Origin of the sequence: Stenotrophomonas pictorum JCM 9942 (genome assembly GCF_001310775.1) — a bacterium.
Lineage (GTDB): Bacteria > Pseudomonadota > Gammaproteobacteria > Xanthomonadales > Xanthomonadaceae > Stenotrophomonas > Stenotrophomonas pictorum.
In genome coordinates, this window is the sequence record NZ_BAZI01000006.1 from 1 (window position 1) to 23,143 (window position 23,143).

The following is a 23,143-nucleotide window of genomic DNA, read 5'->3' on the forward strand; positions in this document are numbered from 1 at the left end:
CCTGCGGCCGTCGGGCACCGAGCCGGTGGTGCGGGTCACCGTCGAGGCCGACCAGGCCGGGTTGATGACGGACACGCTCGAAGCACTGGCCGACGCCGTCCGTTCGGCTGCCGCACAGGTTTGAGCTGGATCATGGTGTTGCTGTCGGGGTCCCGGTTCCAATAGCCGGCGCCCCGTTTCCTTCTCTGGAGTAGTTGAATGAGTTCCCGTATTCCCACCCTCGACATCACCCGTTTCGATACCGACCGTGACGCCTTCGTGGCTGAGCTGGGCGCGGCGTATCGCCAGTGGGGGTTTGCCGGTATCCGCAATCACGGTATCCCGCAGGCCGAGATCGATGCCGCCTATGAGCCTTCAAGGCGTTCTTTGCGCTGCCGGAGGCTGTGAAAAAGCAGTATCACCTGGCCGGTGGTGGTGGTGCTCGCGGTTACACGCCGTTCGGGGTCGAGACCGCCAAGGGTTCCAAGCATTTCGACCTGAAGGAGTTCTGGCATATCGGCCGTGAGATTCCGGACGATTCCAAGTACCGCGAAGTGATGCCGCCGAACCTGTGGCCGAGTGAAGTGCCCGGCTTCAAGGAGTACGGGTACGGTCTTTACCAGAAGCTGGACCAGCTGGGCGCGCGCGTGCTGTCGGCGCTGGCGCTGCACATCAGTCTGCCGGAGGACTATTTCGCCGACAAGACCAACAACGGCAACTCGATCCTGCGGCCGATCCACTACCCGCCGATCACCACCGACGACATCCCCAATGTGCGTGCCGGCGCCCATGGCGACATCAACTTCATCACCCTGCTGGTCGGCGCCAGTGCCGCCGGCCTGGAAGTGCAGTCGCACGAAGGCGAGTGGGTGCCGTTCACCTCCGATGCCGACACCATCGTGGTCAATATCGGCGACATGCTGCAGCGCCTGACCAACCACGTGTACCCGTCGACCATCCATCGCGTGGTCAATCCTCCGGGTGAATTGGCCCGCCAGCCGCGCTACTCGGTGCCGTTCTTCCTGCATCCGAATCCGGATTTCCTGATCGATGTGCTGCCTTCGTGCGTTAGCGCGGAGAATCCGAGTCGTTACCCCGAAGCGATTACGGCCCATGGCTTCCTGGAAGAACGCCTGCGCGAGATCAAGCTGAAGTAACGCGTTGGCCGGCCGGTCTGTCCGGTGCGGCTCCGCCACAACGCCGTCGCGGCCTGCGGGTCCGGCGGCGTTTGTGCATGTTGTCCCGGATTGTCCGGTGTTGTCCTGTCGATGGCCGCAATTCGGCTATCCTTCGCCCACCTTTTTACGGGGAGTCATTCCTGAATGCGCCAGAAGATCGTTGCCGGTAACTGGAAGCTGCATGGCAGCCGTCAATTCGCCACCGAACTGGTGGGGCAGGTGGCCGCTGGCCTGCCGCTTGAGGGGGTGTCGCTGGTGATCTTGCCGCCACTGCCGTATCTGGGCGATCTGATCGAGGACTTCGAGGGCACGGAACTGGCATTCGGGTCGCAGGATGTCAGCAGCAACGAAAAGGGCGCCTATACCGGCGAGGTCTCCGCCGCCATGCTGGTGGATGTCGGGGCAACGCATGGGCTGGTAGGGCACTCGGAGCGCCGCCAGTACCACAACGAAAGCAGTGAGCTGGTGGCACGGAAGTTCCTGGCGGCCATCCATGCCGGACTGATCCCGGTCTTGTGTGTCGGTGAGACGCTGGAGCAGCGTGAGGCCGGTCGGACCGAGCAGGTGATCGCCTCGCAACTGGCGCCGGTCCTGGATCTCGCCGGAGTCGATGCATTTGCCAAAGCGGTGGTGGCCTATGAGCCGGTCTGGGCGATCGGTACCGGAAAGACCGCGACGCCAGAGCAGGCGCAGGCCGTGCATGCGTTCATTCGTGGCGTAGTGGCCAAGGCCGATGCTAGAATCGCTGATTCGTTGTCGCTCCTTTATGGTGGCAGCGTCAAGCCCGACAATGCTGCAGAGCTGTTTTCACAGCCTGACGTCGATGGCGGGCTGGTAGGTGGCGCTTCGCTGGTGGCGGCTGATTTTCTGGCCATCGCGAGAGCAGCGGCCGGTCGCTAATCGGGTGGAATTGTCCGGGACGGATTTCAAATGCTGATGTTGATCCTCAATGTGGTCTATGTGCTGGTGGCGGTCGCGATGATCGCGCTGATCCTGATGCAGCGTGGCTCGGGTGCTGCAGCTGGCTCGGGATTTGGTGCGGGTGCGTCAGGTACGGTGTTCGGCGCGCGTGGCGCCTCGAATTTCCTATCCAAGAGTACCAAGTGGCTGGCGGTGGTGTTTTTCGGTATCAGCCTGTTCATGGCCTGGTATGCAAGCCACGGCGCGCGTCCGGCGGGTGAGGGGCTCGGGGTCATGTCCCAGGCGGTAGCGCCGGCAGTGGCTCCTTCGGTGCCCGTGGGTGAGTTGCAGGCGGTGCCGCAGGTGGCGGCAGTGGGTGATGTGCCGCAGGCGGCCGCTCCCACGGAAAATATTCCGGTCCAGAGTGAAGAAAAGCCCGTCGAGGGCGCACAGAAAGACTGAAGACGGTTACAATACGCGGCGCACTGCAAAACAGTTGCGCTGACGTAAGCCCAGGTGGCGGAATTGGTAGACGCACTACCTTGAGGTGGTAGCGACGAGAGTCGTAGGGGTTCGAGTCCCCTCTTGGGCACCATTAGTATTTGCGGGTTCGCGGGGCGCGTTGGCGCCCCGTCATCACATTCCCGACAATCACCCATGCCGCGGCGCCCGCAGGTGCCAAGGCAGAGGCAAGAGAGAATCGCTGTGCTGGCCGAATATTTGCCGTCTCTGCTGTTTCTGATCGTCGCCACCGGTATCGGTATCGCGCTGATGCTGATCGGCCGGTTCCTCGCTCCGCGTAGCCCGGACAGTCAGAAGCTTTCGCCGTACGAGTGCGGCTTCGAGGCGTTTGAGAACGCGCGCATGAAGTTCGACGTGCGCTACTACCTCATCGCCATCCAGTTCATCGTCTTTGATCTGGAAATCATCTTCATCGTGCCTTGGACCCAGGTCTTCATGGAGCTGGGCGCCCGTTCGCTCGTCACTATGGGGCTGTTCGTAGGCATGCTGTTCCTCGGCTTTATCTATGTGTGGAAGAAGGGAGCGCTGGAATGGGAGTGATTCAAACTCTCGACGGCCTGATGAACAACCCGATCCCGGAAGGGCGGGTCGACGACATCCTGCGGCCTGAAGGCGACAATCCGCTGCTCGAGAAGGGCTATGTGACCACCAGTGTCGATGCGCTGTTGAACTGGGCGCGTACCGGCTCGATGTGGCCGATGACCTTCGGTCTGGCCTGCTGTGCGGTGGAGATGATGCACGCCGGTGCGGCGCGTCTGGATCTGGACCGTTACGGCATCGTGTTCCGCCCGTCGCCGCGTCAGTCGGACGTGATGATCGTGGCCGGCACGTTGGTCAACAAGATGGCGCCGGCGCTGCGCAAGGTCTATGACCAGATGCCGGATCCGAAGTGGGTCATATCGATGGGCAGCTGCGCCAACGGTGGCGGCTACTACCACTATTCGTATTCGGTGGTCCGTGGCTGTGATCGCGTGGTGCCGGTGGACGTGTACGTCCCGGGTTGCCCGCCGACCGCCGAGGCGCTGGTGTACGGCATTTTGCAGTTGCAGAAGAAGATCTGGCGCACCCAGACCATCTCTCGCTGATTTCCCTTTCAAATCAAGAGCACGCCAGCCCCCATGGCCCAGCAAGCACATTCATTGATCGATCGACTTCGCGCCCGTTTTGCCGGTGCGCAGGTCTTCGTGATCGAACCGCGCGGCGAAGTTACGTTGGAGGTGGCTGCGGCCGACTGGCACGCAACCGCCTTGGCGCTGCGTGACGAGTTCGGCTTCGAGCACCTCACCGATCTTTGCGGCGTCGACTATCTCGGCTACGGCAGTGACGAGTGGGATACCTCGGACGTGTCCTCGCACGGCTTCAGTCGTGGTGTGGAAGGAAAGAGCACGGGCCGCTTTGCCTGGGGCGAGTTCCCCAGTCATGAGTCGACCGCTGGGGCGATGCCTGACGCCATGCCGAAGCAGCGTTTTGCCGTGGTTGCCCAGCTGCGTTCCTACCAGCACAACCAGCTGCTGCGCATCCGCTGTTTTGCGCCGAACGAAGAGTTGCCGGTGGTCGCTTCGTTGACCAGCGTCTGGCCGGGTGTGAACTGGTTCGAACGCGAGGCGTTCGATCTGTTCGGCGTGATTTTTGAAGGGCATCCGGACCTGCGTCGGATCCTGACCGACTATGGTTTCGTGGGCCATCCGTTCCGCAAGGATTTCCCGCTGATCGGCAACGTCGAAGTGCGTTACGACGAAGAGAAGAAGCGCGTGATCTATGAGCCGGTGACGTCGGTTGAACCGCGCGTCGGCGTGCCACGCGTTATCCGCGACGACGCTCGCTTCCAGACCGCGGAAGGCGAGCGCGCGCAGACGGAGGCAAGCAAGTGAGTGAGTTCAAGCAGGCCTCGCAGGCCTTCGCCAGCAATCCTGTTGAAGCCCAGCAGGAGATCCGCAACTACACGATGAACTTCGGTCCGCAGCATCCGTCTGCTCACGGTGTGTTGCGTCTGATCCTTGAGATGGATGGCGAGACCATCATGCGCGCCGATCCGCATATCGGCCTGCTGCATCGTGGTACCGAAAAGCTGGCCGAATCCAAGCCGTTCAACCAGTCGATCGGCTACATGGATCGCCTGGATTACTGCTCGATGATGTGCAACGAGCATGCCTATGTGCGTGCCATCGAGAATCTGGTCGGTATCGAAGCGCCGGAGCGGGCGCAGTACATCCGTACCATGTTCGACGAAATCACCCGCATCCTGAACCACCTGATGAACATCGGCACCGGTGCGCTGGACCTGGGTGCGATGGCGGTGATGTTGTACACCTTCCGTGAGCGTGAAGAGTTGATGGACTGCTACGAGGCCGTTTCCGGTGCTCGCATGCATGCAGCCTATTACCGCCCGGGTGGTGTCTATCGCGACCTTCCCGATGCGATGCCCAAGTACAAGGAATCGCGCTGGCACAAGGGCAATGCGCTGAAGCGTCTGAATGCTTCGCGCGAGGGTTCGATGCTCGACTTCCTGGAGAATTTCACCAATGAATTTCCCAAGCGTGTCGACGAATACGAAACCCTGCTGACCGACAACCGCATCTGGAAGCAGCGTACCGTCGGTATCGGCGTGATCACGCCCGAACATGCGATGGCATGGGGCATGACCGGCGTGATGCTGCGTGGTTCGGGTGTGGCCTGGGATCTGCGCAAGAAGCAGCCCTACGCCAAGTACGATGCGGTGGATTTCGACATTCCGCTCGGCACCAATGGCGATTGCTATGACCGCTACCTGGTCCGTGTTGCCGAGATGCGCGAATCCAACCGCATCATCAAACAGTGCGTGCAGTGGCTCAAAGCCAATCCCGGTCCGGTGATGGTCCAGAACTTCAAGGTCGCGCCGCCCTCGCGCGCGGAAATGAAGGACGACATGGAAGCGCTGATCCATCACTTCAAGCTGTTCAGCGAAGGCTATTGCGTGCCAGCCGGTGAGACTTACGCGGCCGTCGAGGCGCCGAAGGGCGAATTCGGTTGCTATCTGCTCTCCGATGGTGCCAACAAGCCGTTCCGCGTGCATCTGCGCGCGCCTGGCTTCGCCCATCTGTCCTCGCTCGACTCGGTCGTGCGTGGTCACATGCTGGGTGACGTGGTGGCGATGATCGGTACCTACGATCTCGTGTTCGGTGAGGTCGACCGGTAATGCCGGTGAACTGCACAACGCTCGATGCCCGCGTGGCTCTGCTGCCGCGGGCCTCGCTTTTCCAGAATTTGCTATTCGTTGAGGTCGGCCGATGAAGGCGACAGGTAATTTCGAGGCGGCGCGTGACGTCGACCCGATGGTGGTGCTGAGCGACAAGACCCGTGCTCACATCGATCACTGGCTGGCAAAGTTTCCGCCCGATCGCAAGCGCTCGGCGGTGCTGCAGGGCCTGCATGCGGCCCAGGAGCAGAATCAGGGCTGGTTGAGCGATGAACTGATCGCCGCCGTGGCCAAGTATCTGGATCTGCCGTTCGTGTGGGCGTACGAAGTGGCGACTTTCTACTCGATGTTCGAGACCGAGAAGGTCGGCCGCAACAACGTTGCGATCTGCACCAATATCAGCTGCTGGCTCAACGGTGCCGAGGATATCGTGCACCATTGCGAGAAGAAGCTGGGCATCAAGCACGGCGAGTCGACCGCTGACGGCCGTGTCTACCTCAAGAAAGAGGAAGAGTGCCTGGCCGGCTGCGCGGGCGCGCCGATGATGGTCATCAACGGTCACTACCATGAGCGCCTGACGCTGGACCAGGTCGATGCGCTGCTGGACGGGCTGGAGTAAGACATGGCACACCACGAATCCAAGGGGCCGGTAGGACCGGCACCGCTTCCGCACAACGTGGTCTACACCACGTTGCATTACGACACCCCGTGGTCGTACGAAAGCTATCTGAAGACCGGTGGCTACGCCGCGCTGCGCAAGATCCTCGAAGAGAGGATCCCGCCGGCCGACGTCATCGAGATGGTCAAACAGTCCGGCCTGCGTGGCCGTGGCGGCGCCGGCTTCCCGACCGGCCTGAAGTGGTCCTTCATGCCCAAGGGCGACATGCAGAAGTACATTCTCTGCAACTCGGATGAATCCGAGCCGGGCACCTGCAAGGACCGCGACATCCTGCGCTACAACCCGCACTCGGTGGTCGAGGGCATGGCGATCGCCTGCTACGCCACCGGTTCCACCGTCGGTTACAACTACCTGCGCGGCGAGTTCCACCACGAGCCGTTCGAACATTTCGAACAGGCCCTGGCCGATGCCTACAAGCACGGCTGGCTGGGCAAGAACGTGATGGGCAGCGGTGTCGATATCGACATCTATGGCGCCCTGGGCGCCGGTGCGTATATCTGCGGCGAAGAAACCGCGCTGATGGAGTCGCTGGAAGGCAAGAAGGGCCAGCCGCGCTACAAGCCGCCGTTCCCGGCCAATTTCGGCCTGTATGGCAAGCCGTCGACGATCAACAACACCGAGACCTACGGCTCGGTGCCGGCGATCATCCGCAACGGCCCGGAGTGGTTCAAGGGCCTGAGCAAGACCGCTAATGGCGGCCCGAAGTGCTTCTCGGTCTCCGGTTGCGTGCAGCGCGGTGGCAATTTCGAGGTACCGCTGGGCACCACGTTCGACGAGCTGCTGGAAATGGCCGGTGGCCTGCGTCCGGGCCGCACGCTGAAAGGCGCCATCCCGGGCGGTGTGTCGATGCCGGTGCTGACCGCAGCCGAGCTCAAGGGACTGCCGATGGACTACGACACCATCCGTGCGCTGGGCTCAGGTCTGGGCTCTGGGGCGATCGTGGTGATCGACGACAGCGTGTGCTGCGTGAAGTTCGCCTGCCGTATCAGCCAGTTCTTCCACAAGGAATCCTGTGGCCAGTGCACCCCGTGCCGTGAAGGTACCGGCTGGATGCACCGCGTGCTGGAGCGCATCGTCGCCGGTCAGGCCACGATGGAAGACCTGCACCAGCTCAAGACGGTGGCCGGCCAGATTGAAGGCCACACCATCTGCGCATTCGGTGAAGCCGCCGCATGGCCGATCCAGGGTTTCCTGCGTCAGTTCTGGGACGAATTCGAGTACTACATCGTCAACGGTCATTCGATGGTTGACGGCAAGAAGGTGGAGGCTGCTGTCGCATGAGCGCGCAACCGGTAAATCCCAATGAGACGACTGTGGTTGTGCCCGAAGCACGTGACCATCGAGATCGATGGCCAGTCGCTGGTCGTTCCCAAGGGTTCGATGATCATCCAGGCCGCCGACAAGGCCGGCATTCCGATTCCGCGCTTCTGCTATCACGAGAAGCTGCCGATCGCGGCCAACTGTCGCATGTGCCTGGTCGATGTGGAAAAGTCGCCCAAGCCGTCGCCAGCCTGTGCCACCCCGGTCATGGATGGCATGAAGATCCAGACCCGCAACGAGAAGGCGCTCAAGTACCAGCGTTCGGTGATGGAGTTCCTGCTCATCAACCATCCGCTGGACTGCCCGATCTGCGATCAGGGCGGCGAGTGCGAGCTGCAGGACGTGTCGCTGGGCTACGGCCGCTCGGTCAGCCGCTTCAACGAGCGCAAGCGCGTGGTGGTGGACGAGGACATGGGGCCGCTGGTCGCCACCGAGATGACCCGCTGCATCCAGTGCACCCGCTGCGTGCGCTTCACCGCCGAAGTGGCGGGCACCTACGAGCTGGGTGGCATGTACCGCGGCGAAAACCTGCAGATCGGCACCTACGACGGCAAGCCGCTGACCACCGAGCTGTCCGGCAACGTCATCGACGTGTGTCCGGTCGGTGCGCTGACCAACAAGGTGTTCCAGTTCAAGGCGCGCCCGTGGGAGCTGACCGCACGCGAGTCGCTGGGTTACCACGACGCGATGGGCTCGAACCTGTTCCTGCACGTGCGCCGTGGCGAAGTGCTGCGCGCGGTGCCGCGCGACAACGAGCTGGTCAACGAATGCTGGCTGTCCGACCGCGACCGCTATTCGCACCAGGGCCTGTACGCCGCCGATCGCGCGGTCAAGCCGCTGCAGAAGGTCAATGGCGAATGGAAGGAAGTGAGCTGGGCCGAAGGTCTGGCCGCGGCCCGCGAAATCTTTGAAGCCAACCGTGGCGACGATCTGGGCGTGCTGGTACATCCGTCGACCTCGAATGAGGAGGGCGCATTGCTGGCACGTCTGGCGGCCGGACTGGGTTCGACCAATATCGACCACCGCATCAACAACCGCGATTTCTCCGACGCTCCTGTCGCACAAGCGTTCGGCATGTCGCTGGCCGAGATCGAGAAGGCTGATCGCATCGTCGTGCTGGGTAGCAATATCCGCCACGAGCTGCCGTTGCTGCACGCCCGTCTGCGCAAGGCGCAGACCAGCAACGGGGCGCAGATCCATGTGGTCAACCCGGTCGATTTCGACTTCGCGTTCAAGCTGGCTGGCAAGCAGATCGTTGCACCGTCGCGCTTTGCCGAAGTGCTGGGCAGCGCGCAGTTGGTCGAGGCGGTGAAGGGCGGCAGCAACTCCGTCATCATCGTTGGCGCGATTGCCGAAAACCACCCGCAGGCTGCCGCCATCCGTGCTGCTGCCGGCGCGTTTGCCTCGGGTACCGGCGCCAAGCTGTGTCGCATTCCGCAGGGCGCCAACGCGCTTGGCCTGACCCGTGCTGGCGTGCTGCCGGCCGGCAAGGATGTCAACGCGATGCTGGCGCAGCCGCGCAAGGCCTATGCGCTGTATGGCATTGAGCCGGGCCTGGATTTTGCCGATGCCGCCGCTGCCCGCAAGGCGCTGGCCGGTGCCAAGGTCGTGGCTTTCAGCCAGTTCGCCTGTGCCTCGACCCGCGATGTGGCCGACGTGATCCTGCCGATCGGCGCGCTGCCGGAAATCGAGGGCACGCTGACCAATCTCGATGGTCGCGACCAGATTGCCCGCGCTGGCGGCAAGTTGCAGGGCGAGGCCCGCGAGGGCTGGCGCGTGCTGCGTGCGCTGGGGGGTGACATGCAACTGGCCGGGTTCGGTTTCACCGATCTGGCGGGTCTGCGTGCCAGCCTGCAGTCTGTGGCGGTGAAGGTTGCCGCTTCGGCGCAGCCGCTGCTGGCGGGCGAGGGCCTGGAAGTGGCTTCGACGCCGGCGATCTACCGCATCGATGCGGTGGTCCGTCGCGCCGAAGCGCTGCAGTCGCATCCGTTGAACAACGCACCGCGCATTGTGCTCAATGTGGAAGACGCCGCGCGTCTTCAGCTGACCGAAGGCCAGATGGCCAAGGTCGGTACGGAAGCGGGCAAGGCGACATTGCCGGTCGTCGTCGACGCACGCGTCGCCGCCGGTACGGTGTGGATTGAATCGGGCCACGGCGCAACCGCGCCGCTGGGCGCTGCACGGGTAACGGTGGTGGCTGCATGAACGAGTTGCTGTTGAACGCGGTCGACCCGCTGCACCAGTGGTTCCTCGCCTTGGGCGATATCGGCATCGTGCTGTGGACGGTGCTGAAGATCCTGGTGATCGCGATGCCGATCATCATCTCGGTGGCGTTCTACGTGTTGTGGGAACGCAAGCTGATCGGCTGGATGCACGTCCGCCACGGGCCGATGTATGTCGGCCTGGGGGGGCTGCTGCAGGCTTTTGCAGACGTCACCAAGCTGCTGTTCAAGGAGATCATAGCCCCGACCAGCGCCCACAAGGCGATGTACGTGATCGCGCCGCTGATCGTGCTGGCACCTTCTTTCGCCGCGTGGGCGGTGGTGCCGTTCGACGCCAAGCTGGTGCTGTCCAACTCCAACGTGGGTCTGCTGTATCTGCTGGCCATGACCTCGCTGGGCGTGTATGGCGTGATCCTCGCCGGCTGGGCCTCCAACTCCAAGTACGCCTTCCTCGGCGCGATGCGTTCTGCCGCGCAGGTGGTCAGCTATGAGATCGCGATGGGGTTCGCGCTGGTTGGCGTGATGATCGCCGCGGGCAGCCTGAACCTGAGCGAGATCGTGCTGGCGCAGAAGGGCAATTCGGGCCTGTTTGACTGGTTCCTGCTGCCGCTGTTCCCGCTGTTCGTGGTGTATTGGGTGTCCGGTGTGGCCGAGACCAACCGCGCGCCGTTCGACGTGGTGGAAGGCGAATCGGAAATCGTTGCCGGCCACATGGTCGAATACTCCGGTGGTGCGTTCGCGCTGTTCTTCCTGGCCGAATACGCCAACATGATCCTGATCAGCTTCCTGATCGCGATCTTCTTCCTCGGTGGTTGGTTGAGCCCGATCCAGGGCTGGGTCACGGCGGATATCTCGCCGTGGATCAACTGGATCTGGAACGGTGGCTGGCCGTGGCTGCTGCTGAAGGTGTTGTTCTTCGCCAGTGCCTACATCTGGTTCCGTGCAAGCTTCCCCCGTTTCCGTTATGACCAGATCATGCGTCTGGGCTGGAGAGTGTTCATCCCGCTGACCATTTTCTGGATCGCGGTGACGGCACTGATGGTGTTCTACGGCGTGATCCAGAAGGGCGTTTGATTCATGAATAAGATCACCCACTATTTCAAGAGCCTGCTGCTGCTCGAGCTGATCGGGGGTATGTGGCTGACGTTGAAATACACGTTCAAGCCCAAGTACACCGTGCTGTACCCGATGGAGAAGTTTCCGCAGTCGCCGCGTTTCCGTGGTCTGCATGCACTGCGTCGCTACCCGAACGGGGAAGAGCGCTGCATCGCCTGCAAGCTCTGCGAAGCGGTGTGCCCGGCATTGGCGATCACCATCGATTCGGCCAAGCGCGAAGACGGCACCCGCCGTACCACGCGGTACGAGATCGATCTGTTCAAGTGCATCTTCTGCGGCTTCTGTGAGGAAAGCTGCCCGGTGGATTCGATCGTCGAGACCCACATCCTCGAGTACCACTTCGAGAATCGTGGCGAGAACATCATCACCAAGCCGCAGCTGCTGGCCATTGGCGATCGGCTTGAAGCCGAAATCGCCGAGCGCCGCGCCGCCGACGCTGCCTTCCGCTGAGGTCTTGAGATGGATTGGGTAAATATTTCGTTCTGGTTTTTCTCGATCGTCGCCGGCATATCAGCCGCTTCGGTGATCAGTGTGCGCAACCCGGTGTACGCGGTGTTGTGCCTGATCCTGACGTTCTTCTCGGTGGCCTGCGTGTGGCTGCTGGTGGGAGCCGAGTTCCTGGGCGTCACGCTGGTGCTGGTGTATGTCGGCGCGGTGATGGTGCTGTTCCTGTTCGTGGTGATGATGCTCGACATCGATACCTCCGACTTGCGTGAAGGCTGGGTGCGTTACCTGCCGCTCGGGCTGGTCGTGGCGGTCGTGATGCTGGTGCAGATGTTGATCCTGATCGGTGTAAAGGCCCGTTCTGCGGCGCCCTTCCCGGTGGACAACGCGGCGGCGATCGCGGCCGACACCTCCAATATCACCTGGCTGGCGCGCAGCCTGTTCACCGAATACCTGCTGCCGTTCGAGTTCGCGGCCGTGATCCTGACTGTGGCCGTGGTTGCCGCGGTGATGCTGACCCTGCGTCGCCGCCCGGGTCTGAAGAAGCAGGATCCGACCGAGCAGACCATGGTCAAGGCGAAAGATCGTCTGCGCATGGTGAAGATGACGGCCGAAAAGCCGGTCGTGCAGGTTGACGTCAAAAATTCCGGTGGCGAGGAGGCCAAGCCATGATTTCCCTGGGCCATATGCTCGCGCTGGGTGCGGTTATGTTCTGCATCAGCGTTGCCGGCATTTTTCTGAACCGCAAGAACATCATCGTTTTGCTGATGTCGATCGAGTTGATGCTGCTGTCGGTGAACATCAACTTCATCGCGTTCTCGCGCGAGCTGGGCGACACCGCAGGCCAGCTGTTCGTGTTCTTCATCCTGACCGTGGCCGCAGCCGAAGCTGCAATCGGCCTCGCGATCCTGGTGACCTTGTTCCGTACTCGCCACACCATCAACGTGGGCGAAGTTGATTCGCTGAAGGGCTGATCCGAAGATGGAAATCACTCTCTCCAAGAGTCTGTTGATTGCGGTGGTGCTCGCACCGCTGCTAGGCAGCATCGTCGCCGGCCTGTTCGGTCGCCAGGTGGGGCGCAAGGGCGCCCAGTACATCACCATTCTTGGCGTGGCCGTCAGCTGCGCGCTGTCGGCTTACGTGTTCTCGCAGTTGCTGTGGGGTGGCGCACAACCGTTCAATCAGAACGTCTACACGTTCTTCGAAGTCGGCCAGTATTCGGCGCACGTCGGTTTCATGATCGACAAGCTGACCGCGATGATGATGGTGGTGGTGACGTTCGTGTCGCTGCTGGTGCATATCTACTCGATCGGCTACATGGCCGAGGATGACGGCTACCAGCGTTTCTTCAGCTACATTTCGCTGTTCACCTTCTCCATGCTCACCCTGGTGATGAGCAACAACTTCCTGCAGCTGTTCTTCGGGTGGGAAGCGGTGGGTCTGGTGTCGTACCTGTTGATCGGCTTCTACTTCAAGCGGCCGACTGCGATCTTCGCCAACATGAAGGCGTTCCTGGTCAATCGCGTGGGTGACTTCGGTTTCCTGCTGGGTATCGCGGCGATCTTGTGGGTGTTTGGCTCGCTCGACTACGCGACGGTGTTTGCCAATGCCGGCGTGCTGGGTGATCCCAATGCGCTGATGCAGGTCTGGTCGGGTTCGATCAACCTGTTCGGACAGCAGATCCAGATTCTCAGCGAGCCGCTGATCTGGTCGGTGGCCACGGTGATCTGCATCTGTCTGTTCATCGGCGCGATGGGCAAATCCGCGCAGGTGCCGCTGCACGTGTGGCTGCCGGACTCGATGGAAGGCCCGACGCCGATTTCGGCGCTGATCCATGCCGCGACCATGGTGACCGCGGGTATTTTCATGGTCACCCGCATGTCGCCGCTGTTCGAGCTGTCGCAGACCGCGCTGGACTTCATTCTGTTCATCGGCGCCACCACGGCCTTCTTCACCGGCCTGATCGGTATCGTGCAGACCGACATCAAGCGGGTGGTGGCCTATTCGACCCTTTCCCAGCTGGGCTACATGACGGTTGCACTGGGCGTGTCGGCCTACTCGGGCGCCGTGTTCCACCTGATGACCCACGCCTTCTTCAAGGCGCTGCTGTTCCTCGGCGCCGGTTCGGTGATCATGGGCATGCACCATGAGCAGAACATGATGAAGATGGGCGGCCTGCGCAAGTACATGCCTATCACCCACATCACCATGTGGATCGGTACGTTGGCCCTGGTGGGTACGCCGTTCTTCGCCGGTTTCTACTCGAAGGACACCATCATCGAAGCTGCCGCGATGCACGCGCACGCTGCCGATGCCGGCTGGGTTGCCCTGTACGGTTACTGGGCGGTGCTCGGTGGCGTGATCGTCACCAGTTTCTACAGCTTCCGCCTGCTGTTCCTGACCTTCTTCGGCAAGGAACGCTTCCGCGACGCACATGATGATCACCACGCCGATCATGGCCACGGCCACGATGACCACCACGGGCATGGTGCCCACGAGCCGCACGAGTCGCCGCTGGTGGTGACCGTGCCGCTGATCCTGCTGGCTATCCCGTCCATCCTGATCGGCTTCTTCACCATCGGCCCGATGCTGTTTGGTACCGGCTGGGATGGCCATACCGCCGCTGGCGGCATCCCCGGCCAGGCCATGTCGTTCTTCACCGGTATCGTCGACTTCTACGACCCGGCGCGTGACACCATTGCCGAAGTAGGCAAGGAGTTCTGGCACGGTTCGGTGGCCTATGCGGTACATGGCATGCAGATGCCGGCGTTCTGGCTGACGGTTGCAGGTTTCGTGCTGGCCTGGGTGTTCTACATCTGGAAGCCGGAACTGGCAGGCAAGGCCCGCAAGACTCTGGCGCCGGCGGTTTCGGTGCTGGAAAACAAGTACGGCTTCGACAAGCTCTGGATCGACGGCTTTGCCGGCGGTGGTGTGCAGCTCGGCAAGGCCGCCCGTGCCGTGGATAGCACGGTCGTTGACGGGGTGGTGGTCAACGGTTCGGCCCGCGTGGTCGAGCTGGCTGCCAACCTGCTGCGCCGCACCCAATCCGGTTTCCTCTACCACTACGCCTTCGCAATGATCATCGGCCTGATTGCCCTGTTGGGCGTCCTGATGCATTTCTGGCGTTGACCTGTACGGAATAGAAGACGTGTCGAACTGGCCTCTACTTAGTATCCTCATCTGGCTGCCGATCATCGGCGGTGCGTTGATCCTCGCCGTGCGCAACGCCCAGGCAGCCCGGTGGGCCTCCTTGGCGGTGGCATTGCTCACCTTCCTGTTCAGTCTCGGTCTGCTCAGCGGCTACGACCGCACCGCGGCCGACGTGATGCAGTTTGTCGAACAGCATCCGTGGATTCCGGCATTCGGTATCGGCTACAACCTCGCCGTTGACGGCATCGCGATCGCGCTGGTGCTGCTGACCACGCTGGTCGGTGTGCTGGCGCTGATCGGCGCCTGGGGCGTGGTCGACAAGCGTGTCAACCAGTACGTGGCGTCCTTCCTGATCCTGGAAGGCGTCACCGTCGGTATCTTCGCTGCGACCGACGCGATGCTGTTCTACGTGTTCTTCGAAGCCATGCTGATTCCGATGTTCCTGATCATCGGCGTCTGGGGCGGTCCGCGTCGCATCTACGCGGCGATGAAGTTCTTCCTCTACACCTTCCTCGGCTCGGTGCTGATGCTGGTTGCGCTGATCTACCTGTATCTGAAGGGGGGCAGCTTCCAGTTGGCCGACCTGTATCAGCTGCAGCTTTCGGGCAAGGAACAGACCTGGATCTTCTTCGCGTTCCTGATCGCTTTCGCGGTCAAGGTGCCGATGTTCCCGGTCCACACCTGGCTGCCGGATGCGCACGTGGAGGCGCCGACCGCCGGTTCGGTGATCCTGGCCGCGATCGCGCTGAAGATCGGCGGCTATGGCTTCCTGCGTTTCAATCTGCCGATCGTTCCCGATGCCAGCCACGAGTGGGCATGGCTGGTGATCGCGCTGTCGCTGGTGGCGGTCATCTACGTCGGTCTGGTGGCCATGGTGCAGGACGACATGAAGAAGCTGATCGCCTATTCGTCGGTCGCGCACATGGGCTTTGTCACACTGGTACGTTCACCGCGCTCTGGCTGGTGCGGGAAGCCGGCAATGCCGATGCCGCGCGACTTGGCTTGCAGGGCGCGATGGTGCAGATGGTCTCGCACGGGTTCGTGTCCGGCGCCATGTTCTCCTGCGTGGGCGTGCTGTATGACCGCATGCACAGTCGCCGCATCGCCGATTACGGCGGCGTGGTCAACGTGATGCCATGGTTTGCCGCGTTCTCGCTGCTGTTCTTCATGGCCAACTCGGGCCTGCCGGGTACCAGTGGTTTCGTCGGTGAATTCATGATCGTGCTGGCGGCGTTCCAGTGGAATCCGCTGGCTGCCTTTGGCGCCGCGACCACGCTGATCATCAGCGCGGCCTATTCACTGTGGCTGTACAAGCGCGTGTTCTTCGGCGAAGTGGGCAATGCCCATGTGGCCGAGCTGAAGGACATCAATGGTCGCGAATGGCTGGTGTTGGGTGTATTTGCCGTCGGTACGCTGGTGCTGGGTTTCTACCCGATGCCGCTGACCGACCTGATGGAGCCGTCCATCGCCAAGCTGGCGATGCAGATCGCTTCGAGCAAGCTGCTGTAAGCGGCCCGTCGAGAGTATTGATTCCAGGATTTGATGATGACCACGCCGACGTCTCTGCCGTTGACCACCGCTGACCTCCTGCCGTTGCTGCCCGAACTGGCGGTGATTGGCGGCGCTTTCGCCCTGCTGATGATCGACCTGTTTATCAGCAGCAAGCACAAGGTCTGGACCCACTTCCTGTCGGTGGCCGTTCTGGCTGTCGCCTTCGTGCTGCTGCTGTCCGATGTGGGCGGGCAGGGCGAGGTGTTCCACGGGATGTTCATCCGTGACAATGCCGCCGATGTCATGAAGACCGTTATCGTGCTGGTCAGCGGTCTGAGCCTGGTCTATGGCTGGAGCTACCTGCGCGAGCGGGATCTGTACCAGGGCGAGATCCCGGTGCTGGTTCTGTTCGCCACCGCCGGCATGATGATCCTGGTCTCGGCCGGCAGTCTGCTGATGGTCTATCTCGGTCTGGAGTTGCTGGCGCTGTGCTCCTACGCGCTGGTGGCCAGCAATCGCGACAACAAGCTCGCCGCCGAAGCAGGCATGAAGTACATCGTGCTCGGTTCGCTGGCATCGGGCCTGCTGCTGTACGGCATGTCGTTGATCTACGGCGCGACCGGCTCGCTGCACCTGGATGTGATCCACGGCTCCATCGCGCATTCCGATGAGCGTCTGCTGCTGCTGACCGGTGCGGTGTTCATGGTCGCTGGCGTCGCCTTCAAGCTGGGTGCTGCGCCGTTCCACATGTGGCTGCCTGACGTCTATCAGGGTGCGCCGGCACCGATCGCGCTGTTCATCAGCTCGGCACCGAAACTGGCCGCATTCGGTATGGCCTACCGTCTGCTCGAAGCCGGTGTCGGTCCGCTGTCAACTGAATTGCAGTATGTATTGGCTGGATTGGCCGCTCTGTCGCTGATCGTCGGTAATCTGATGGCCATCGCCCAGGCCAACCTGAAGCGCATGCTGGCCTACTCGACTGTCTCGCATATCGGCTTCCTGCTGATGGGTATTGCCGGCGGTGGCGAGCAGGGCTACTCAGCGGCCATGTTCTATGCGATCGCCTACGCCATCATGTCCACCGCCGCGTTCGGCGCGATCATCGCGCTGTCGCGGGCCGGCTTTGAAGCGAGAATATCGAGGACTTCAAGGGGTTGAATGCCCGCAGTCCATGGATGGCCGGTCTGGTGCTGTGCATCATGGCGTCGCTGGCCGGCATTCCGCCGTTCCTCGGCTTCTGGACCAAGCTGGCGGTGCTCGGTGCGGCGCTCAATGGCGGCCTGCTGTGGCTGGCCATGGTCGGTGTGATCTGCGCTGTCATCGGCTGCTTCTACTACCTGCGGGTCATCAAGGTGATGTATTTCGATGAGCCGGTCGGTGAGCCACTGCCGCGCAACAATGACCGCATCCTGGGCATCGTGCTGGGTGTCAATTCGATCCTGTTGCTGTTCCTGCCGCTGGGCTTGGGGCCGATCATGGAGTGGATGCGCAATTCTTTTGCACATTTGTCCTGAAAACAGGTGCAAATCTGCGGGATTCGTGTATTATTCACAGCCTGAGTTGTCGATGCAGCGGTTCAGCCAGAACGACGTTGCGGCAGGTTCCTCTTAGGTGAGGGCAATTCAATAACTTCCGGTGCGGGGTGGAGCAGTCTGGCAGCTCGTCGGGCTCATAACCCGAAGGTCGCAGGTTCAAATCCTGCCCCCGCTACCAACGCCAAGCCGGTTGTTTGTGGCTTGGTTGATGAGAGGCGCTTGCATTCACTGAGGCGATCCTTCATCATTCCGCTTCTGATGCGGGGTGGAGCAGTCTGGCAGCTCGTCGGGCTCATAACCCGAAGGTCGCAGGTTCAAATCCTGCCCCCGCTACCAGCTTCGGTCTTTGCTGCACATTGTGTGGGTAGGGGCATAGGTTGGGCTCGCAGGAACGATTGCTTCCGTTTCTGCAACCGGGACCCGGTCAACGGGTTCATATCGGACAAAGGGCCCAGTTGGGCCCTTTGTTGTTTCCAGAGCGCGGAAATCCCGGCAGGGTGGCAGTCGCGCTCTCATTTACGAATCAAGCTGGCTGTGAGCGACAAGGCTACTGAAATCGCGAATCTGCTGCGCCCCGCCGTGCAGGCATTGGGGCTCGAGTTGCTTGGTGCCGAGTATTTGCCGGCGCCGGGTGGGGCCACGTTGCGTCTGTATATCGACGTGCCGTTGGCCGAGCAGCCTGAGCGCATGGTGAACATTGACGACTGTGAGCGGGTGAGCCGAGAGGTGTCCGCGCAGCTGGATGTGGAAGATCCGATCAGCGGCAATTACACGCTGGAAGTGTCTTCGCCCGGCGTTGACCGTCCGCTGTTCACCCTGGAGCAGTTTGAGCGCGCTATTGGCGAATCCGCCAAGGTCGGGTTGAAGCTGCCACAGGAAAATCGCCGTCGCCTGCAAGGGGAGATCGTTGCGGTCGACCACGCGCAGGGTACGGTGGCGTTCGTCGTTGATGGCAAGCCATTTGTGGCTTCGTTCGACAATATCGACAAGGCGCGCATCATTCCGGACTGGGCTGCATTGGGCCTGGCTCCCACCAAACCGACAGGTCCGGCGCCCAAGCAGGGTGGCAAGGCCAAAAATAAATCCAACAACGAAACGGCGGCGGACAAGCCGCGCGCGGAGTGAGTCGATGAGCAAGGAACTTTTGCTGGTAGTTGACGCAGTCGCCAATGAAAAAGGCGTGCCGCGTGAAGTGATTTTCGATGCGATCGAAGCGGCGCTCGCGTCGGCTGCGAAGAAGCGTTACGTGGATCAGGATGTGCTGACCCGTGTTTCCATCGATCACAAGGATGGCACCTACGAAACCTTCCGTCGTTGGGAAGTGGTCGCCGATGATGTGGTGATGGAGTCGCCGGATCGCCAGATCCGCATGATGGACGCCGTGGAAGAGGCCGATGATGTGGAAATCGGCGATTACATCGAAGAGCAGATTGAAAACCCCGATTTCGGACGCATTGCCGCGCAGGCCGCCAAGCAGGTGATCGTGCAGCGCGTGCGTGAAGCCGAGCGCCAGCAGGTGGTCGACGCGTGGAAGGATCGCGTGGGCGAGCTGGTAACGGGTGTGGTCAAGCGCGCCGAGCGCGGCAACATCTATGTGGACCTGGGTGGCAACGCCGAGGCCTTTATTCCCAAGGACAAGGGTATTCCGCGCGATGTGCTGCGTGCCGGAGACCGCGTGCGCGGTTACCTGGCCGAAGTGCGCTCGGAGCCCCGTGGTCCGCAGCTGTTCATCAGCCGTGCCGCGCCGGAGTTCATGATCGAGCTGTTCAAGCTGGAAGTGCCGGAAGTCGGTCAGGGTCTGGTTGAGATCAAGGCATGTGCACGTGATCCGGGCGATCGCGCCAAGATCGCGGTGCTCGCCCATGACAGCCGCACCGATCCGATCGGTGCCTGCATCGGCATGCGGGGTTCGCGTGTGCAGGCGGTCTCCAACGAGCTCAATGGCGAGCGTGTTGATATCGTGCTGTGGAACGAAAGTCCTGCCAATTTCGTCATCAATGCGATGGCGCCGGCGGAAGTGCAGTCCATCATCGTCGACGAAGACCGTCACTCGATGGACCTGGCGGTCGCTGAGGACCGTCTGGCCCAGGCTATCGGCAAGGGCGGGCAGAACGTTCGTTTGGCCAGCCGTTTGACCGGTTGGCAGCTGAATGTGATGACGCAGGACCAGGTGACAGCCAAGTCCGAGGCTGAACAGGCTGTGGCCCGCCAGTTGTTCATGGACAAGCTGGAAGTGGACGAGGAAATCGCCGGTATTCTGGTCAGCGAAGGCTTCAATACGGTTGAAGAAATCGCCTATGTGCCGGTGGGTGAGCTGCTGGCAGTGGAAGGCTTTGACGAGGACATCGTCGAAGAGCTGCGAGCCCGCGCCCGTGATGCACTGCTGAACGACGCGCTGGCGATTGAAGAGAACGCTGAAAGCGGCGTGCCGGCGGCGGACCTGCTGGCATTGGACGGCATGGATGAGGCCACTGCCTACGCGTTGGCCGGTAACGGCGTGCGTACAAGTGAGGATCTGTCGGACCTGGCTGCCGACGAGATTCTGGAATTCGGCATTGAGGGTATGGATCTGGAGCGCGCCGCGGCGCTGGTCCTGGCAGCCCGCGCCGAGGAGATCGCCCGCCTGGAGCGTGGCGAATGAGCCAGCGATGAACAGTGCCCTGATCCGCTCAGGGCGTAGACTCCGCGCTGCCTTCGCTTGTGTCGAGGGGGCGCCAACAAGATCATAGGATCCGAATGTCGCAGCAAACCACCATCCGCAAGCTCGCCGAACTGGTCAATACGCCGGTCGAGAAACTGCTGGAGCAGCTGGCTCAGGCCGGTATGAAGTTCAGCGGTCCCGACCAGATCGTGACCAGTGCCGAGAAAGTGAAGCTGCTTGGCTTCTTGCGCCGTTCGCACGGCAAGGAAGAGCAGCCCGCCGAAGAAGCTGAAGCCGCACCGAAGAAGATCACCCTGAATCGCCGCAAGGTGCAGGAAGTTACTGTCAATGCGGGCCGCAGCAAAACCACGGTCAATGTCGAAGTGCGCCAGAAGCGTACCTACGTCAAGCCGGAGGGCGGCAAGACGGCGATGACGCCGGACGAAGAGCGCGCGGACATCCTGCGCAAGCTCGAAGAGTCGCGTCAGCGCAATCTCGATGAACAGCGGATGCTGGCCGAGAAGGATCGCCTGCGCGACGAGGAAATCGCCGCGCGCCAGAAGGCTGCCGAGGAAGCTGAGCGGCAGCGCGAAGATGCGGCGCGCAAGGCTGCCGAGGATGCGATCAAGGCGGCAGAGGCCCCGCCGGCGCCTGCAGTCCGGCAGCCGATCATTGAAGAGCTGGCCAAGCCGCGCAAAGCCCCGGCAGCGTCGCGCGCCGCTGCGGCAACGCCAGCAGCGCCTGCGCGTGATGATCGCGGTGGTGCGGCAGCCAAACCCGGCAACAAGTCGCGAGGCTCCGATGGGGACGGTGGCAACCGTTTCGGTGGCCAGCTGCACCTGTCGGCGGCCGATCGTGCCCGTCGCGGCAACAGCAACAACAATTCCCGTGGTCGTCCGGGCGGCCGTGCACCGCAGGGTCGTCGTGGCAACGAGCAGTCCCGCAGCGGTGCTGGCAGCCATGGCTTCGAGCGCCCCACCGCGCCGGTGGTGCGTGAAGTGGCGATCGGCGACACCATCACCGTGGCCGATCTGGCCCAGAAGCTGGCCCTGAAGGGCGGCGAAGTGGTCAAGGCGCTGTTCAAGATGGGCGTCATGGCGACCATCACCCAGAGCATCGATCACGATACCGCCGCGCTGGTGACCGAGGAACTCGGCCATACGGTGGTGCGTGCAAGCAACAACGACGCCGAAGACGCGTTGCTGGCGATCGCCGACACCAACCAGGGTGAGGCAGTGCCGCGTCCGCCGGTGGTTACCATCATGGGTCACGTCGACCATGGCAAGACCTCGCTGCTGGACTACATCCGCCGCACCAAGGTGGCGACCGGTGAAGCCGGTGGCATCACCCAGCATATCGGTGCCTATCATGTGACCACGCCCAAGGGCGTGATCAGCTTCCTCGACACCCCCGGCCATGCCGCGTTCTCGTCGATGCGTGCCCGTGGTGCGCAGCTGACCGACGTGGTGGTGGTGGTGGTGGCGGCCGATGACGGCGTCATGCCGCAGACCAAGGAAGCGATCAAGCACGCTCGCGCGGCCAATGCGCCGATCGTGGTGGCGATCAACAAGATCGACAAGTCCTCGGCCGATCCGATGCGGGTCAAGAACGAGCTGCTCGCCGAGCAGGTCGTGGCCGAAGATTTCGGTGGTGACATCCAGATGGTGGAAATTTCCGCCAAGACCGGCCTTGGTATCGATGACCTGTTGGACGCGATCTCGCTGCAGGCCGAATTGCTCGAACTTAAGGCCGTGGCCGAAGGCCGCGCCAGCGGCGTGGTCATCGAATCGTCGCTGGACAAGGGCCGTGGCCCGGTCGCGACGGTGCTGGTGCAGCAGGGTACGCTGAAGAAGGGCGACTACCTGGTCTGCGGTATCCAGTACGGCCGTGTGCGTGCCCTGTTCGATGAGACCGGCAGTCAGGCGGCTGAAGCCGGCCCGTCGATCCCGGTGCAGGTGCTGGGTCTGTCCGGCGTGCCCGAAGCCGGCGATGACTTCGTGGTCGTGGAAGACGAGCGTCTGGCCAAGGAAGTCGCGCAGACGCGTGAAACCAAGCGCCGCGAGTCGCGCCTGGTCGCCACGGCGGGCAGCCGCATGGAAGACATCATGGCGCAGCTGGGCAAGGGCGAAGGCCAGCAGGTGCTCAACCTGCTGATCAAGGCCGACGTCCAGGGCTCGGTGCAGGCGCTGAGCCAGGCGCTGGTTGCGTTGTCCAACGATGACATCCGTATCAACGTGATCCACTCCGGCGTGGGTGGCATTACCGAGTCGGACGCCAACTCGGCCGCTGCCTCCAAGGCCACTGTGATCGGCTTCAATGTGCGCGCCGACGCTTCGGCCCGTCGCATCATCGAATCGCACGGTGTGGATCTGCGTTACTTCTCGATCATCTATGACGTGATTGACCAGGTGAAGCAGGTGGCCTCGGGTCTGCTGGGTGTGGAGATCCGCGAAGAGATCATCGGTATCGCCGAGGTCCGCGATGTCTTCCGCAGCTCGAAGCTGGGCGCTATCGCCGGTTGTATGGTGGTCGAGGGCGTGGTCAAGCGGAACAAGCCGATCCGCGTGCTGCGTGACAGCGTGGTGGTGTTCGAAGGTGAATTGGAATCGCTGCGCCGCTTCAAGGAAAACGTGGAAGAGGTGCGCAACGGTACCGAGTGCGGTATCGGCGTGAAGGCCTACAACGACGTCAAGCCGGGCGACCAGATCGAGTGCTTCGAACGTATCGAAGTGCCGCGCACGCTGTAACTGCGACAACGGCCGTTCCGCCATCTGGCGGGCGGCCGGTTTCC

18 protein-coding genes, 3 tRNA genes and 3 pseudogenes are annotated in these 23,143 nt (G+C 62.1%); all 24 read left to right on the forward strand.

The genetic code is table 11. The features are described from left to right. A partial coding sequence (locus JCM9942_RS17985) for a hypothetical protein (protein ID WP_157722736.1) occupies positions 1-124 on the forward strand: 124 nt, incomplete at its 5' end. 74 nt (positions 125-198) lie between these two features. After that, a pseudogene (locus JCM9942_RS01020) lies at positions 199-1,136 on the forward strand (isopenicillin N synthase family dioxygenase). A 165-nt stretch (positions 1,137-1,301) separates the two neighbouring features. Further along, entirely contained in the window at positions 1,302-2,057 is a 756-nt protein-coding gene (gene tpiA, locus JCM9942_RS01025; RefSeq protein ID WP_054656925.1) for a triose-phosphate isomerase, read from the forward strand. A gap of 30 nt (positions 2,058-2,087) precedes the next feature. Beyond that, the gene (secG, locus tag JCM9942_RS01030; protein WP_054656927.1) at positions 2,088-2,519 is read left to right on the forward strand and encodes a preprotein translocase subunit SecG; all 432 of its coding nucleotides are present in this window, start codon (positions 2,088-2,090) and stop codon (positions 2,517-2,519) included. A 48-nt stretch (positions 2,520-2,567) separates the two neighbouring features. After that, positions 2,568-2,652: transfer RNA gene (locus JCM9942_RS01035), tRNA-Leu, on the forward strand. A 110-nt stretch (positions 2,653-2,762) separates the two neighbouring features. After that, positions 2,763-3,119 carry an NADH-quinone oxidoreductase subunit A gene (locus tag JCM9942_RS01040; RefSeq protein WP_054656929.1) on the forward strand — a complete coding sequence of 119 codons (357 nt, stop codon included), beginning with the start codon at positions 2,763-2,765 and terminating at the stop codon, positions 3,117-3,119. Further along, positions 3,110-3,664 carry a NuoB/complex I 20 kDa subunit family protein gene (locus tag JCM9942_RS01045; RefSeq protein WP_054656931.1) on the forward strand — a complete coding sequence of 185 codons (555 nt, stop codon included), beginning with the start codon at positions 3,110-3,112 and terminating at the stop codon, positions 3,662-3,664. The genes JCM9942_RS01040 and JCM9942_RS01045 overlap by 10 nt, the downstream gene beginning before the upstream one ends. Before the next feature lie 33 nt (positions 3,665-3,697). Then, positions 3,698-4,450 (forward strand): NADH-quinone oxidoreductase subunit C, encoded by a 753-nt coding sequence (locus JCM9942_RS01050; RefSeq protein WP_054656933.1) that lies wholly within the window; start codon positions 3,698-3,700, stop codon positions 4,448-4,450. After that, on the forward strand, positions 4,447-5,754 hold the full coding sequence (locus tag JCM9942_RS01055) for an NADH-quinone oxidoreductase subunit D (RefSeq protein ID WP_054656935.1): 1,308 nt from the start codon (positions 4,447-4,449) through the stop codon (positions 5,752-5,754). The genes JCM9942_RS01050 and JCM9942_RS01055 overlap by 4 nt, the downstream gene beginning before the upstream one ends. Before the next feature lie 91 nt (positions 5,755-5,845). After that, positions 5,846-6,373 (forward strand): NADH-quinone oxidoreductase subunit NuoE, encoded by a 528-nt coding sequence (nuoE, locus tag JCM9942_RS01060; protein WP_054656937.1) that lies wholly within the window; start codon positions 5,846-5,848, stop codon positions 6,371-6,373. Between the two features lie 3 nt (positions 6,374-6,376). Further along, positions 6,377-7,714, forward strand: a complete 1,338-nt coding sequence (gene nuoF, locus JCM9942_RS01065; protein WP_054656939.1) for an NADH-quinone oxidoreductase subunit NuoF — start codon at positions 6,377-6,379, stop codon at positions 7,712-7,714. Positions 7,715-7,735: 21 nt separating this feature from the next. After that, positions 7,736-9,958 carry an NADH-quinone oxidoreductase subunit NuoG gene (nuoG, locus tag JCM9942_RS01070; protein ID WP_054656941.1) on the forward strand — a complete coding sequence of 741 codons (2,223 nt, stop codon included), beginning with the start codon at positions 7,736-7,738 and terminating at the stop codon, positions 9,956-9,958. Next, positions 9,955-11,049: an NADH-quinone oxidoreductase subunit NuoH gene (gene nuoH / locus JCM9942_RS01075; RefSeq protein ID WP_054656943.1), complete on the forward strand. Its 1,095-nt coding sequence runs from the start codon at positions 9,955-9,957 to the stop codon at positions 11,047-11,049. Before nuoG ends, nuoH begins: the two co-directional genes overlap by 4 nt. 3 nt (positions 11,050-11,052) lie before the next feature. After that, positions 11,053-11,541, forward strand: coding sequence for an NADH-quinone oxidoreductase subunit NuoI (gene nuoI, locus JCM9942_RS01080; RefSeq protein ID WP_054656945.1), 489 nt, complete (start codon positions 11,053-11,055; stop codon positions 11,539-11,541). A 9-nt stretch (positions 11,542-11,550) separates the two neighbouring features. Further along, a complete protein-coding gene (locus JCM9942_RS01085; protein ID WP_054656947.1) occupies positions 11,551-12,207 on the forward strand; it encodes an NADH-quinone oxidoreductase subunit J in 657 nt (218 codons plus the stop codon). Then, positions 12,204-12,509 (forward strand): NADH-quinone oxidoreductase subunit NuoK, encoded by a 306-nt coding sequence (gene nuoK, locus JCM9942_RS01090; RefSeq protein WP_054656949.1) that lies wholly within the window; start codon positions 12,204-12,206, stop codon positions 12,507-12,509. The genes JCM9942_RS01085 and nuoK overlap by 4 nt, the downstream gene beginning before the upstream one ends. Before the next feature lie 7 nt (positions 12,510-12,516). Further along, positions 12,517-14,664: an NADH-quinone oxidoreductase subunit L gene (nuoL, locus tag JCM9942_RS01095; protein ID WP_054656951.1), complete on the forward strand. Its 2,148-nt coding sequence runs from the start codon at positions 12,517-12,519 to the stop codon at positions 14,662-14,664. A gap of 19 nt (positions 14,665-14,683) precedes the next feature. Continuing rightward, positions 14,684-16,194, forward strand: a pseudogene (locus JCM9942_RS01100) (NADH-quinone oxidoreductase subunit M). A 36-nt stretch (positions 16,195-16,230) separates the two neighbouring features. Further along, positions 16,231-17,690 (forward strand): annotated as a pseudogene (gene nuoN / locus JCM9942_RS01105) (NADH-quinone oxidoreductase subunit NuoN). A gap of 122 nt (positions 17,691-17,812) precedes the next feature. Then, positions 17,813-17,889 (forward strand) — tRNA-Met (locus JCM9942_RS01110). A gap of 81 nt (positions 17,890-17,970) precedes the next feature. Next, positions 17,971-18,047: transfer RNA gene (locus JCM9942_RS01115), tRNA-Met, on the forward strand. A 198-nt stretch (positions 18,048-18,245) separates the two neighbouring features. Continuing rightward, positions 18,246-18,836 carry a ribosome maturation factor RimP gene (gene rimP / locus JCM9942_RS01120; RefSeq protein WP_054656953.1) on the forward strand — a complete coding sequence of 197 codons (591 nt, stop codon included), beginning with the start codon at positions 18,246-18,248 and terminating at the stop codon, positions 18,834-18,836. A gap of 4 nt (positions 18,837-18,840) precedes the next feature. After that, positions 18,841-20,352, forward strand: coding sequence for a transcription termination factor NusA (nusA, locus tag JCM9942_RS01125; protein ID WP_054656955.1), 1,512 nt, complete (start codon positions 18,841-18,843; stop codon positions 20,350-20,352). 95 nt (positions 20,353-20,447) lie between these two features. Continuing rightward, on the forward strand, positions 20,448-23,099 hold the full coding sequence (infB, locus tag JCM9942_RS01130) for a translation initiation factor IF-2 (protein WP_054656957.1): 2,652 nt from the start codon (positions 20,448-20,450) through the stop codon (positions 23,097-23,099). Positions 23,100-23,143 lie beyond the last annotated feature (44 nt).

Excerpts from the sequence above, each read along its gene's own strand:
- nuoH (WP_054656943.1), top strand. The coding sequence starts at position 9,955 with ATGAACGAGTTGCTGTTGAACGCGGTCGACCCGCTGCACCAGTGGTTC.
- nusA (WP_054656955.1), top strand. The coding sequence starts at position 18,841 with ATGAGCAAGGAACTTTTGCTGGTAGTTGACGCAGTCGCCAATGAAAAA.
- JCM9942_RS01045 (WP_054656931.1), top strand. The coding sequence starts at position 3,110 with ATGGGAGTGATTCAAACTCTCGACGGCCTGATGAACAACCCGATCCCG.
- nuoE (WP_054656937.1), top strand. The coding sequence starts at position 5,846 with ATGAAGGCGACAGGTAATTTCGAGGCGGCGCGTGACGTCGACCCGATG.
- JCM9942_RS01085 (WP_054656947.1), top strand. The coding sequence starts at position 11,551 with ATGGATTGGGTAAATATTTCGTTCTGGTTTTTCTCGATCGTCGCCGGC.
- tpiA (WP_054656925.1), top strand. The coding sequence starts at position 1,302 with ATGCGCCAGAAGATCGTTGCCGGTAACTGGAAGCTGCATGGCAGCCGT.
- nuoK (WP_054656949.1), top strand. The coding sequence starts at position 12,204 with ATGATTTCCCTGGGCCATATGCTCGCGCTGGGTGCGGTTATGTTCTGC.
- secG (WP_054656927.1), top strand. The coding sequence starts at position 2,088 with ATGCTGATGTTGATCCTCAATGTGGTCTATGTGCTGGTGGCGGTCGCG.
- nuoG (WP_054656941.1), top strand. The coding sequence starts at position 7,736 with ATGAGACGACTGTGGTTGTGCCCGAAGCACGTGACCATCGAGATCGAT.
- JCM9942_RS01050 (WP_054656933.1), top strand. The coding sequence starts at position 3,698 with ATGGCCCAGCAAGCACATTCATTGATCGATCGACTTCGCGCCCGTTTT.
- nuoL (WP_054656951.1), top strand. The coding sequence starts at position 12,517 with ATGGAAATCACTCTCTCCAAGAGTCTGTTGATTGCGGTGGTGCTCGCA.
- nuoF (WP_054656939.1), top strand. The coding sequence starts at position 6,377 with ATGGCACACCACGAATCCAAGGGGCCGGTAGGACCGGCACCGCTTCCG.
- nuoI (WP_054656945.1), top strand. The coding sequence starts at position 11,053 with ATGAATAAGATCACCCACTATTTCAAGAGCCTGCTGCTGCTCGAGCTG.
- infB (WP_054656957.1), top strand. The coding sequence starts at position 20,448 with ATGTCGCAGCAAACCACCATCCGCAAGCTCGCCGAACTGGTCAATACG.